Here is a 12,505-nt window from a genome sequence, read left to right as displayed (position 1 = left end):
TGCTAGCCCCTCTTCCCGAGAGTGCGGACCCTGCTTAGCCCTTTGGTCGGCTATGTCCGGGCGGCGAAGGGGTCTGCGTTTGCATGGCCTCGTGGATCTGCAGGGCGAACCATAGCTGCGACAGGGTGGATGTTTCGGTCATGTCCAGGCCGGTCAGCTCGCTGATCTTCCGCATCCGGTAGATGATTGTCTGCCGGTGGGTAAAGAGGGCCGCCGCGGTCTTCTGCGACGACCTCTGGGTGTCCAGGAAGGTTTTCAGTGTGACGATGAGGTCCCCGTGCTCTCCCTGTTGGTACTCGAAAATCGGGCCCAGGAACCTCTGAACGAGCGCGTTGCCTTCCTCGAAGCTGGTGAGCCCCATCCAGGAGGGGCCTTCGGCGTAGCTGACCAGCCTCTCGCCGGTGCCGGCTGCTGTCCCGAGGGCCCACAGTGATTCCTGCAGGGCTCGCTGGATTCCGGCGGCAGTTGACGGTCTGCTGATCCCGATTCTGACACCCGACCCGACGGAGTGCATCAACAGATCATCGGTCAGGTCGGCGGAGACAGCCAGATGAAGGGTGTTGAAACGGCGGAAGCACGCCGTGGGATAGCCGTGACGCCACAGCTCGACGTGGATGTTTGCCAGCCTTTCCCCGTCGTCTGCAGAAATCGAAACAAGAAGGAATTCACGGGCGGGAACCTCAAAATCGGCAAGGCGGCTTTCGACGTCCGCTATCCCGAGGCGTCCCTCGATGGCCTGCAGGAGGAATTCTGCCCCCAGCCGCCGCTGATTTTCCAATGCCAGAACGGTGCGTGACAGTTCCAGTCCCAGAACCGTGGCTGCATGCAGCAGGACGACGGGGTCCGGGTGGGGTATTGCGTTCGGCAGCACGACCAGCAGGGCGTTAGGGTGCGTCGGAATGTCCATCAACAGGACGTGCCTGTCCCGGAGGTAATGCCATTGAAACTTCTTGCTCATGGTGGGTGTCTGGCCACTCAGCTGTGCCAGGTCTTTGTTAAGCGATCCGGGCAATCGTTGGCCGCCCGGATACCACGGATGGAGGCACCCCCGGACCATAACAAAGAGTTGCGAGTCGAGCTCACTTGCAAGTCCCTGAAGCAGGCTCTGCGAATGGTCTTCCGACGTGCCCGCAATGCGAAGCAGATCGTAGATGCGGGCCGTCTGGCGCAGCCGACGGGATTCCTCGAGCAGCGATGCCTCGGCCACAGAGCGGGCAATAGCAATGAAGGGCAGCGGATAGGGGACGTTGATCACGGGCAGTGGAAGCCGGTCGCAGGCCTCAAGAAACGCCGGCAAAAGATCGGGGGCGTGCATCTTCTCGCCGATGGCCAGGGCACTGGCGCCTGCTTTCACGAGCGCCTCGGCGAGCTCAACCTGTCCTTGGTCGTTGGCCGGGATAGACAGGCCGTTGGTCATCATCAGCTCGCCGCCGGTGACCCATTCCCACAACCTTGGCAAGTCAGACGTGTGGGCCCAGGTGATGCGGTTGGCCGTGCCGTCAGCACCCGCCAAAAGAGTCAGTCCGAGCTGCGGTTCGGCCAGCAATTCGGCCACGGTGATCGCCATGCGGAGCCCTTCCTGTTCACGAATCCGAAGGGCGAGGGCGCCCCACAGCCGCTTATACACATGTATAGGCGCTTCCGTTATTTGTAGTCAATCTGCGGGTGTACGCGGTGACGCTGGTCACGAAGAATTAAGTCACTGAAACTTCCCCGCTCAATGATGAGCATTCACGAGAGAGGGTTTGCAATGAGCGCAACGAGCAATCTCATTGATGATGCCCCGCTGACCAAATTCCACAAAAAGCTGACGTTCTTCGCTTCGGGTGGGCCGTTCATCGACGGTTACGCACTGTCAATCATCGGCATTGCCCTGATCACCATGGTTCCCGGTCTGCACATGAACCCGGCCGAAATCGGCATGGTGGGCGCGGCCAGTCTGGTGGGTATCTTTTTCGGTGGTGGCGTCTTCGGGTGGCTCACCGACAAGATCGGCCGGCACAAGATGTACATTGCCGACCTCATCGCCTTGGCGGTGTTCTCCGTGCTGAACGGCTTCGCCACCGAGATCTGGCAGGTAGTTCTCTGCCGGTTCTTCCTGGGGATGGCCATCGGAGCCGACTACCCCATCGCCACGTCGCTGCTTGCGGAGTTCCTTCCCAAGAAGCACCGCGGCCGCCTCCTCGGTGCCACGTTCGTGGTCTGGGCCATCGGCGCTGCCGTTGCCTACGCCGTCGGCTACCTCCTGCGTGACGTGGGGCCCGACGCCTGGCGGGTCATGGTTGCCAGCCCGGCGATCTTCGCCATCATCACCCTGCTGTTCCGGCTCGGCACGCCCGAGTCCCCGCGCTGGCTGCTCTCCCGCGGCCGCCGGGACGAGGCAGACGCGGTCATCAAGAAGGTCTACGGGCAGCAGTACGGCCTGGCCGATATCGCTTCCGACAGTGAAGGCCCGGCCAAGCAGGTCAAGTTCCTGGACATTTTCCGGGGCCAATTCTGGAAGCGAACCCTGTTCGTCTCCATCTTCTGGACCGCCCAGGTCATCCCGCTCTTCGCCGTGTACACCTTCGCCCCTGACCTCCTCGGATCCATGGGCATGACCGGTGACGCGAACCTTTACGGCGGATCGTTCCTGATCTCCATGCTGTTCGTCGTCGGCGGTGTCCCCGGATTGTGGCTCGTCGAGAAGATCGGTCGCCGCAAGCTGCTCCTGTGGAGCTTCGGCATCATCGTGGTGGCCCTCGCCATCCCGGCCTTCATCCCCAACGTCCAGGCTGCCCCGCTCTTCATCGCGTTGGCCATCTTTGCGCTGGCCTCGGGCGCCTCGAGCTTCCTCGAGGTCGTCTACCCCAACGAACTGTTCCCCACGGAAGTCCGTGCCACGGCTGTGGGCTTCGGCACCGCCATCAGCCGGGTCGGCTCCGCAGCCAGTACCTACCTGATGCCGGTCGCCATCCTCAGTTTCGGCGCCGCCGGCTCGCTGCTCATCGGCGCCGTCATCTCCCTGGTGGGCCTGCTGGCGACGTTCCTGCTCGCGCCGGAAACCGCCAACAGGTCCCTCGCGGAACTCACCACTGAAAAGACGCCGGCATCGCCGGCAAACAGCAAAGCAACTGAAGGATCCCTCTCATGACCACGCATAAGCCCATCGGCCCCGTCGACGCAACGAAGGTTCCCCGCTATGCGGGCCTGGGCACCTTCGCCCGGCTGCCCCAAATCGACCGGGTCCCGGACTACGACATCGCCATCGTCGGTGTACCGTTCGACGGCGGAACCTCGTTCCGGCCCGGCGCACGGTTCGGTCCTGCCGCCGTCCGTGAAGCGTCCCGGCTGCTGCGTCCCGGATACCACCCGGAGCTGGACGTTGAGCCCGTGTACGAAGTCCAGGTCGTGGACGCTGGCGACATCGCCTGCACCCCCTACGACATCACCCGGGCAGTCCGCGAAATCGAAGAGCAGGCGCTGCCGCTGCTCCAGGGCCCCGCGGACTGCGATGGTGAAGGCAAGCGCCTCATCTCCATCGGGGGTGACCACACCATCGCCCTGCCCATGTTGCGGGCACTGAACAAGGTTCACGGCCCGGTTGCCCTGCTCCACTTCGACGCACACCTGGATACCTGGGACACCTACTTCGACCAGCCGATCACGCATGGAACCATTTTCCGCAGGGCATTTGAGGAAGGCCTCCTCGTTGAAGACTCCTCGATGCACGTGGGCATCCGCGGACCGGTCTACGACCGTGACGATTTCCTCCGCGACCACGAGTTCGGTTTCCAGATCATCCGCTGCTCGGACCTGGACATCATCGGCGTTCCGGCCGCGATCCAGCAGGTCAAGGACCGCCTCGGCGACACCCCTGTTTATGTCTCCATCGACATCGACGTCCTGGACCCGTCCTACGCGCCAGGCACCGGTACTCCGGAGATGGGCGGGCTCCACTCCCGCGAACTGCTGGCGCTGCTGCGCGGTCTGAACGGCATCAACATCGTTGGCGCCGACGTCGTCGAGGTCGCTCCGGCCTACGATCACGCGGACATCACCACCGTTGCCGCGGCGACGCTGGTCTTCGACCTTCTCGGCCTGATGGTGAACCGCAGCAAGGGCGCCTCCGTCTCCGGTTCGGAAGACCTGGAGACGGCGGCCATCTGACCTGCCGCGCCTTCCCACCGCTCGCTGGCTCGCGGTTGGATCCTCTGCGCTGACTAGCGTCCCCTGCGGGCCCGGCGGACCATCGCCGGGCCCGCAGCGGTATCCGGAGCCCCTACGTGCTGACCTTGGACTGGCAGTTGGAACCGCACGGCCGCAAACTCCGGATCCTGATCATGGTGTCCAAGTTCGGGCAATGCCTCAACGACCTGCTATTCCGTGCGATCACTGGGGATATCCCGATTGAGGCCTACGATCGGCGAGTGAAAATCGTGGGCGCCACGGCCGACTACGTCAATGCCGAACTCGATGCAGGCCCGATCACCTCGCAGCAGCTCATCGCCGTTGACCACACCTACACCGCCGAGTACCTGGTGGCGGTCGGCAGGGAGGCCGAATGCGCCGCACTACGCAACGCCGTCCGATGGCACTGCGAAGGAAGGTCCTTCTCCAAAACAACCGGACCGTGATTCCGCGCTAGTGCGCTCTCGTAATGTGTTGTCCGCTCGCTCAGACAGAAATCCGGCGGCTGCGCCGTGTCCGTAGTTTCAGCACAGGCTTGGGTGACGCACGGAGTCGGGGAGAGCATGGATGTGCCGCAGCTGTGGCATCGGAGGGCGGGCAAGAGTAGCGTCGCTTGAAGAATCGGCGGCGACACCATCACTTGAACCGCCAACGCGTGCTGGAGGCAGCTCTTGAGGGAGCCGGAATGGCTGGATGGAATGCTGATACGGCGGCCGGACCTCTTGGTCCCGGGTCGGTTACTTTGGTCGAAGGATCATCTTTCTGCATCTCCTTGCCCAACGGGGACATCCATCAGGACTATCCCCATGGTCTTTTTGTTCAGGACACCCGCATCCTCTCCGGCTGGATGCTGACCATTAACGGCCAGTCGCTCGAACCCTTGGCCGCGGAGACTAAGGAGCCGTACCGGGCGTTGTTTGCCGGTCGAGTTGCTCGCTCGGACGGATATGCGGATAGCCCTTTGATCGTGGAGCGGCTACGGGAAGTGGGGGCTGGCCTCGAGGAGAAGGTCACCGTCCGCAACTGCTCTCCCCAACCTGCCGAATGCGTGATCTCTCTGAGGGTGGAGTCCGATTTCGCAGATCTTTTTGAAGTGAAGGAAGCGCGGATCCATCGACACTGGGACGAAACCCGCAAGGTGGAGGCCAACGGCCTGACCATCAGCGGTGTGTGGCAGGCTATCCGGAAGGGTGTTCGTTTCGAGGCCCCTGGCGCAGTTGTCGCGTCCGAGACCTTCACATACCAGGCGTTCATCGCGCCGCGCGGCGCCTGGAGCACGATCATCACCGTCAGGCCTGTCGTTGACGGCCCGGGCTCAGCGGCCTCGTTGGTCCATGCCGAGGGAGACGAATTGTCCCCTCGTGATCGGCGTCGGCAGGAATGGGTGGCCAAAATTCCGGTTTTGCGCATGGGAAACCGCTCCATCGAGCGAACGTTGCGGCGCAGCTACGACGATCTCGGCGCCCTGCGCATCGAAGACCCGAACCATCCGGAGAGGGTAGTCGTGGCCGCTGGCGCGCCCTGGTTTATGACGCTGTTTGGCCGGGATTCGCTGTGGGCGTCGGAAATGGCACTGCCGGTTGACCCCTCCCTCGCACTCGGCACATTGCAGACCTTAGCCGACCGGCAGGGACGTGTGGTGGATCCGATGAGCGAGGAGGAGCCGGGCAAGATCCTGCATGAGGTGAGGCTCGATGTCTCAAGCGCACTGGCTCTGGGTGGAAAAACCACTTACTACGGCAGTGTTGACGCGACCCCCCTTTTCGTCGATGTGCTTGGAGCTGTTAGCCGCTGGGGTTTCGCTAAGGAGACCATCGCAAAGATGCTGCCCCATGCCGATAGGGCATTGGACTGGATCCGGGATTACGGAGACAAGGACGGCGACGGCTTCGTCGAGTATGAACGCCTCAACGATCAGGGGCTGATCAACCAGGGCTGGAAGGACTCATGGGACGGTATCAATTTCGCCGACGGTCGACTGGCTGAACCTCCCATTGCGCTCTGCGAGGTGCAGGCCTATGTCTATGCCGCGTTTACAGCCCGGGCTTGGATGGCGTATGACACCGGAGACGTTTCCCTTGCAGACGAACTCGCGGATCGGGCGGCGAAGTTGAAGAAACAGTTCAATGAGCAGTTCTGGATGCCAGAACGCGGCTATTACGCCATTGCCTTGGACGGTATGAAGCGGCATGTCGATGCGTGCGCCTCCAATATGGGGCATGGCCTATTGTTCGGCATCATCGATAAGGACAAGGCACCGCTGGTGGTGGAACGGTTAATGTCTCCGGAAATGTTCAGTGGGTGGGGGGTGCGGACCCTGGCCAGCGACATGGGTGCTTACAATCCGGCGAGCTACCACAACGGCTCGGTCTGGCCACACGACAATGCGATTATCCAGGCAGGGCTGATGCGCTATGGCTTCGTGGCGGAGGCGCAGCGGATCTCTACGGCCCTGCTGGAGGCGGCCGAGTATTCGGGCGGCAGGTTGCCGGAACTCTTTTGCGGCTTCGGTCGGGACCAATTCTCCGAGCCCGTGCCCTATCCAACCGCTTGCTCCCCGCAGGCCTGGGCAGCAACCACCCCGATCATGTTGGTGACGAGCCTTATGCGGTACGACGCCCACATTTCCCGTGGTGGACTTTGGATGGATCCTGCCCTCCCGGATTCGTACGGCGACGTGCACATCACGAACGCGCCTTTGGGCCGCGGTCGGATTACCGTCGACATTGCCAAGTCCGTCCCATCTGCCCAAGGCCTGCCCGAAGGGCTGGCCTTCCACCGCGGTCATCGGCCATGGATTACAGAACTGGTGGAGGAAGCCGACCAGCGTCGGAAGACATAGCGGCAGACGGCACAGTGGTCAGTCCTTGTCCGTTCCCAGATTTGACGCAGACGGCAAAACGGTGAGCGATGATGCGCCCATTCGCTGGCGCTGGCCCTCAAGGTCGTGGGTGGTCCTGAACCAGGTTGACATAGTCAACTGGATTGCTGGGTCGTGTGTTTATTGTTTGGTCGATTCACGACTGCCTGGTCTCGACTGTACCCTTGGGTTCGGTCGCTGCCGGCGCCTCATTTACCGGCCCGGCCTGGAGGTGTGGACTCCTGCAATCCGGCCCGCGCATGGAGGACGTCGCCGATGAACCGCGCCGCAATTTATCGATGGCCGGACACTACCAGACCCGTCGGGGCACGGTAGGCAGCAGTTCACCCACCAGCCATGTCCGGTTAATTACTCATCAGTAACGTGGCGAGCTCTTGATAAGACCCATCTTTGAGAGGCTCCCCCAATGAGCACGACCCGTACACGCGGCATCCTCACGGCCGCCGCGGCCATCATCCTGTCCGCATCCGCGATCGGCGGCACCGCCGTCGCCCAGGCCGCCGGCAACCAAGACGCAGCCAGCATTGGCCAGCCGCAGGCCGGCACCGCCGGCCCCGGCGACCACCACGTAACCGACACGGCCCTGGCGGACGCGTTCGACGGCGTCGACCGGAACACGAACTGGACCCGGACGTCCAAGCTGAAACTGAACTTCCCCACGTACCACACGGAGGGGATCGCCTACAGCCGGGACCACATCTTCCTCTCGGCCGTCCAGATCACCGAACCGACCAGGAAGTTCGCCGCCCCGCAGGACGGATTCGACCGCACCCCGGGCAAGGGCATCGGCCACCTGTTCGTCATGGACAAGGCTGGCAACCTGCAAAAGGACATCGTCCTGGGAGAGGGCGACATGTACCACCCGGGCGGCATCGACTTCGACGGCACCAACGTCTGGGTGCCCGTCGCCCAGTACCGGCCCAACAGCAGCGCCATCATCTACCGCGTGGACGCGAAAACCCTGACCGTGCACAAGCAGTTCGAAGTGAAAGACCACTTCGGCGGCATCGTGATGGACAAACAGACCGGCCACCTGGTGGGCAACACCTGGGGCTCGCGGCGGTTCGCGGAATGGGACCTGAACGGCAGGCAGCTGTCCACCTGGCAGAACCCGGACTTCTTCGTCGACTACCAGGACTGCCAGTACGTGCCCAACTCCAAGATGCTCTGCGCCGGCGTCACCAACCTCCCGCAGACCCCTGCGGCCGGCGGCACAGCGGCAACTTATGAGCTCGGCGGCATGGCAATGATCGATCTCAAATCCCGCAACGTGGTCCGCGATGTGCCGTTCCAGCAGTGGTCCACCGCAGGGCATGTGGCCACGCGAAACCCCTTCAAGATGACCGCTGCCGGCAGCCACCTCACCATGACGGTGGCCCCGGACAACGGTGAGGAAGGCAACGGCACCGAGATCCTCACCTACGAAGCCGACGTCACCCCGGCCAAGTAGGCCCCACTCACCGGACGCCCAACCTCACCGGACACCGTTGTCACGTACGACGGCGGTCCACCGGTTCTCCTCCCCCACCAGGAACGATTGGATTCCCCATGCCTTATCCAGCACCACGATTCACCCGAAAAAGCATTGCCGGCGCCACCGGCGCCGCAGCCCTGGCAGTCTCAGCCCTCACCGCCGGACTGGCCGGCTTCGGCGCAAGCCCGGCCACCGCCGTCGAGCCTCACCGGGACACGGCGACGCCGATCAGGCACGTGGTGGTGATCTTCCAGGAGAATGTCTCCTTCGACCACTACTTCGCCACCTACCCCAAGGCGGCCAACCCCGCCGGCGAAACCCAGCAGGGCAGCGCCACCCGTGCAGCCGCCTTCACCGCCGCGAAAGACACGCCGAAGGACATCAACACCCTGGCCAACGCGGGCCTGCTCGCGCCGAACAATCCCAACTCTGTCCAGCCGGAGCGGCTCTCGCCCATGCAGGCCGTCACCTGCGACCAGGACCACGGGTACTCCTCCGAGCAGAAGGCCTACAACGGCGGCGCGATGGACAGGTTCGTCCAGTTCACCAGCCGCGACGCCTGCGGCACCAACCAGTACGGGCGGCCCGGCCTGACCATGGACTACTACGACGGCAACACCGTCACCGGCATCTGGAACTACGCCCAGAACTACGCCATGAGCGACAACCACTTCAGCACCGTCTTCGGCCCCTCCACCCCGGGCGCGCTGAACCTCATCTCCGGCCAGACCCACGGGGCCACCGAATACACCGCCACCGGACAGCCCGCGGCTACGCCGGCGTCCGGAAGCAGCGCCGTCCGCCAGCCCGATGCGAACGGCGTGGGCACCGTCATCAACGACCCCGACCCGGTCTACGACGACTGCTCGAACAGCAGCCACGCCAAAACAGGCAACCTCGCCGGGATGACGGGCAAAAACATCGGCGACCTGCTCAACACCAAGGGAGTGTCCTGGGGCTGGTTCCAAGGCGGCTTCACCCCGACCACAGCGGCAACGGCGGCCAGCCCGGCGTCGTGCCTGTCCAGCCACACCAACGCCGCCGGCGCCAGCGTTGTTGACTACTCCCCCCACCACCAGCCGTTCCAGTACTACGCCTCCACCTCCAACCCGCACCACCTGGCCCCGGCATCGGACGCCGAAATCGGCCACAACGGCCAGGCGAACCACCAGTACGACCTCACCGCGTTCAATAAAGTGGTGGACACCGGGAATCTCCCCGCCGTGTCCTTCCTGAAGGCCGGATCGTTCCAGGACGGCCACGCCGCCTACTCCGACCCGGTGGACGAACAGAACTTCGTCACCAGCACCGTGAACCGGATCCAGAACTCCCCGAACTGGGACAACACCGCCGTCGTGCTGGCCTACGACGACTCGGACGGCTGGTACGACCACGTCGCCGCCCAGGTGAAGAACTCCTCCAACTTCGCCGACGACGCCGCATGGTGCCAGAGTGCCGCGGCCAGCGGCGTCCCGATGGCCGGCGGCTACGCTGACCGCTGCGGCCCCGGCCCGCGCCAGCCCCTGGTAGTCATCTCCCCCTACGCGAAGAAGAACTTCGTGGACCACACCGAAACCGACCAGGCCTCCATCCTTCGCTTCATCGAAGACAACTGGCACACCGGCCAGATCGGGGACGCCTCCGCCGACGCTGCGGCCGGCTCGATGAATGCCATGTTCAACTTCCACCACCAGCGCAACGACAAGGTCCTGCTCAACGAACAGACCGGCGCCGTCGCATCCGACACCCGAACCGCAAACGGCAACACCGGAAAGTAAGTACCAGACTCCATTCACCCGCCGCCGGGGCAAAACCCTTCCCGGCGCCCATCCCCATCACCATTGGAGAACCACCATGAAGTACACCAAGCTGCTCACCGCGGCGGCCCTCACCGCCAGCCTGGCACTGGGAACAACCCTCCCGGCCCAGGCAGCCGACACCAACCCCAACGGCACCGACAACCACTTCGACCTTCAGGCACACCGCGGCGGGATCGGCCTCACCGTCGAATCCACCCTCGCCTCCTTTGCTAAAGGGCTCGAGGTGGGCGTGAGCACCCTTGAACTCGATCTGCAGATCACCAAGGACGGCCGGGAAGTCATTACCCACGACCGGAAGATTAGCGGACAGAAGTGCCAGGACACGGCCCCCGTCACGCCGGGCGACCCGCAGTTCCCCTATGTCGGGAAGTACATCAAAGACCTCACCTTCGCCCAGGTCCGCAGCCTCGACTGCGGCTCCCAGACCCTGACCAGCTTCCCCGGCCAGCAGGCCTCACCCGGCGCGAAGATGCCCACCCTCGCCGAGGTCTTCGACCTGACCAAGCGCTACCGCGCCTCCCAGGTCAGGTTCAACATCGAAACCAAGGTCGAGGCGGGCGCGCCAGAGCAGACGGCACCGCGGGAGCAATTCGTCGACGTCGCCCTGCGCGAAATCAAAGCCGCCGACATGCAGCACCGCGTCTCCATCGAGAGCTTCGACTGGGGCGCGTTGCGGCTGGTGAAGGAACGTGAACCGGGCATCCGCACCGTCGCCCTGACCAATAAGGACTTCCTGCAGGCCGGCCAGCCCGGCGCCTCACCGTGGCTGGGCGGGATCGACGCCGACGACTTCGGCGGTGACCTCGTGGACGCGGCCGCTTCCCTCGGCTTTGACGCCATCTCCCCGGTCCACGGCACACCCCAAAACGGGAAAGTCACCGAGCCCGGTTACGTGCCCTACGTGACCGCAGACATGGTGACTCGCGCCCATGCCAAGGGCATGCAGGTCATCCCGTGGACGGTCGATGACAAGCCCACCATGCGTGCCCTGATGGACACCGGAGTCGACGGCCTCATCACCGACTACCCGAACCTGCTCCGTGACGTCATGGCAGAACGGTCCCTGAAACTGCCGAAGCAATACACCCTCGAGCCTGGCGCGTCCGCACTCAGCTGACCCACCAGATGCAGCAACCAAGGCCCCTGCTCCGGACTCCCGAAGCAGGGGCCTTGGTCAATCTATCCCGGATGGTGAAAAAACTCTTCGGGTCGTCAGCGCCGAGCAGTGACAGCGGGGCCATCTGGCTACTAGATTGCCCCGTGGTCAGTAACCTGCGGGTTGGTCGAAGCGCTGACCAGCCGGGTCGGGGCCGAGGAGCGCGAACACCAGCAGGATGATGGGGCCCGCGAACGGGATTAGGCCGAGCAGGGCCATCCAGCCGCTCTTGTTGCTGTCGTGCAGGCGCCGCACCGTCAACCCGATGGACGGGACGATGGTGGCCAGGCCCCAGATGACGAGCAGGATCATCCCGAACGTGGCACCCGGGCCGAGCTGCGGGCTGCTGCTCAGGCCCGAGGACGACGAGGCGGCCGTGCCGACACTAATGGCGATGTTCAGGACGAAGCTGACGATGATGGATACCAGCGCCCACCACCAGTATTCGCTGCGGCTGGCGCGGCCCGAGAACGTGGCGTACTTCTTGAAGAACCGCTTCACGGCCGCCGGGAACGGCGCGCCATAGTACGGTGCCCAGAGCGGCGGCTCGCCCTGCCAGGCCTGCTGCTGGGATGGGTAGGGCTGCTGGGACGGGTATTGCGGATAGCTCAAGGTTTCCCCCAATGTCAGAGTGATGAGACGTGCTCATCGTACGGTGCCCCGTGGAGGAAAAGCCTGGTCAGCCCGCAAATTGACACCGAATTTCCCCCTCACACGACAGCGGGGCGATGTACCGCATCGCTACCGGCTGCGGCGGTTTCCCCGGTCCGCCAGACCGCCAATTGCACCGGCCAACGCCCCCGGAAGGGCAACGACGGCAACGAGGTGGCGTGCCAGGCCGTACGGCATCAGCAGGGAGATGCCACCAACCAGGATGGCAGGTGCTGTATCTTCTTCGCTGCCGCCCGGCGTCCGGTAGACGCCGTCGAGGGCAACAGCTGGCGATGATGATTCCCACGCGCCCATTCAGGAACAGGGCCTAATCGCTAGTCGCTGTCCATGAC

General features: G+C 63.8%; 9 protein-coding genes and 1 pseudogene. 7 read left to right on the top strand and 3 right to left on the bottom strand.

Annotation, left to right across the window (positions count from 1 at the left end; translation table 11 throughout):
* Positions 1–34: 34 nt before the first annotated feature.
* On the bottom strand, positions 35–1,567 hold the full coding sequence (locus tag ACFQ50_RS06250) for a PucR family transcriptional regulator (protein ID WP_377994666.1): 1,533 nt from the start codon (positions 1,565–1,567) through the stop codon (positions 35–37).
* Positions 1,568–1,750: 183 nt separating this feature from the next.
* Here ACFQ50_RS06250 and ACFQ50_RS06245 point away from each other — a divergent pair, with 183 nt between their 5' ends.
* The 7 genes and pseudogenes from ACFQ50_RS06245 (at position 1,751) to ACFQ50_RS06215 (ending at position 11,462) form a co-directional block, all read left to right on the top strand.
* Positions 1,751–3,133: an MFS transporter gene (locus tag ACFQ50_RS06245; protein WP_377994665.1), complete on the top strand. Its 1,383-nt coding sequence runs from the start codon at positions 1,751–1,753 to the stop codon at positions 3,131–3,133.
* Positions 3,130–4,149 (top strand): agmatinase, encoded by a 1,020-nt coding sequence (gene speB, locus ACFQ50_RS06240; RefSeq protein ID WP_377994664.1) that lies wholly within the window; start codon positions 3,130–3,132, stop codon positions 4,147–4,149. The genes ACFQ50_RS06245 and speB overlap by 4 nt, the downstream gene beginning before the upstream one ends.
* A gap of 131 nt (positions 4,150–4,280) precedes the next feature.
* A pseudogene (locus ACFQ50_RS06235) lies at positions 4,281–4,627 on the top strand (formyltransferase family protein); the annotation flags it as partial.
* A gap of 228 nt (positions 4,628–4,855) precedes the next feature.
* Positions 4,856–7,012 (top strand): glycogen debranching N-terminal domain-containing protein, encoded by a 2,157-nt coding sequence (locus ACFQ50_RS06230; RefSeq protein ID WP_377994662.1) that lies wholly within the window; start codon positions 4,856–4,858, stop codon positions 7,010–7,012.
* Positions 7,013–7,457: 445 nt separating this feature from the next.
* Positions 7,458–8,501 carry a DUF6454 family protein gene (locus ACFQ50_RS06225; protein ID WP_377994661.1) on the top strand — a complete coding sequence of 348 codons (1,044 nt, stop codon included), beginning with the start codon at positions 7,458–7,460 and terminating at the stop codon, positions 8,499–8,501.
* A 98-nt stretch (positions 8,502–8,599) separates the two neighbouring features.
* Complete coding sequence (locus ACFQ50_RS06220) at positions 8,600–10,303, top strand: phospholipase C (protein WP_377994660.1); 1,704 nt, start codon at positions 8,600–8,602, stop codon at positions 10,301–10,303.
* A gap of 76 nt (positions 10,304–10,379) precedes the next feature.
* Complete coding sequence (locus ACFQ50_RS06215) at positions 10,380–11,462, top strand: glycerophosphodiester phosphodiesterase (RefSeq protein ID WP_377994658.1); 1,083 nt, start codon at positions 10,380–10,382, stop codon at positions 11,460–11,462.
* A 147-nt stretch (positions 11,463–11,609) separates the two neighbouring features.
* Here ACFQ50_RS06215 and ACFQ50_RS06210 read toward each other — a convergent pair whose 3' ends face one another.
* Complete coding sequence (locus ACFQ50_RS06210; RefSeq protein ID WP_377994657.1) at positions 11,610–12,113, bottom strand: DUF805 domain-containing protein; 504 nt, start codon at positions 12,111–12,113, stop codon at positions 11,610–11,612.
* Positions 12,114–12,242: 129 nt separating this feature from the next.
* Positions 12,243–12,467 (bottom strand): hypothetical protein, encoded by a 225-nt coding sequence (locus ACFQ50_RS06205; RefSeq protein ID WP_377994655.1) that lies wholly within the window; start codon positions 12,465–12,467, stop codon positions 12,243–12,245.
* Between the last annotated feature and the right edge of the window lie 38 nt (positions 12,468–12,505).

Source organism: Arthrobacter sp. NPDC056493, from assembly GCF_042795115.1.
GTDB lineage: Bacteria > Actinomycetota > Actinomycetes > Actinomycetales > Micrococcaceae > Arthrobacter.
Note: the sequence above shows the minus strand (reverse complement) of the source record. Positions and strands in the feature narration are given on the sequence as shown.

Coding starts and splice junctions, on each gene's coding strand:
- ACFQ50_RS06250 (WP_377994666.1), bottom strand. CDS start 1,567: ATGGCGATCACCGTGGCCGAATTGCTGGCCGAACCGCAGCTCGGACTG.
- ACFQ50_RS06245 (WP_377994665.1), top strand. CDS start 1,751: ATGAGCGCAACGAGCAATCTCATTGATGATGCCCCGCTGACCAAATTC.
- speB (WP_377994664.1), top strand. CDS start 3,130: ATGACCACGCATAAGCCCATCGGCCCCGTCGACGCAACGAAGGTTCCC.
- ACFQ50_RS06230 (WP_377994662.1), top strand. CDS start 4,856: ATGGCTGGATGGAATGCTGATACGGCGGCCGGACCTCTTGGTCCCGGG.
- ACFQ50_RS06225 (WP_377994661.1), top strand. CDS start 7,458: ATGAGCACGACCCGTACACGCGGCATCCTCACGGCCGCCGCGGCCATC.
- ACFQ50_RS06220 (WP_377994660.1), top strand. CDS start 8,600: ATGCCTTATCCAGCACCACGATTCACCCGAAAAAGCATTGCCGGCGCC.
- ACFQ50_RS06215 (WP_377994658.1), top strand. CDS start 10,380: ATGAAGTACACCAAGCTGCTCACCGCGGCGGCCCTCACCGCCAGCCTG.
- ACFQ50_RS06205 (WP_377994655.1), bottom strand. CDS start 12,467: ATGGGCGCGTGGGAATCATCATCGCCAGCTGTTGCCCTCGACGGCGTC.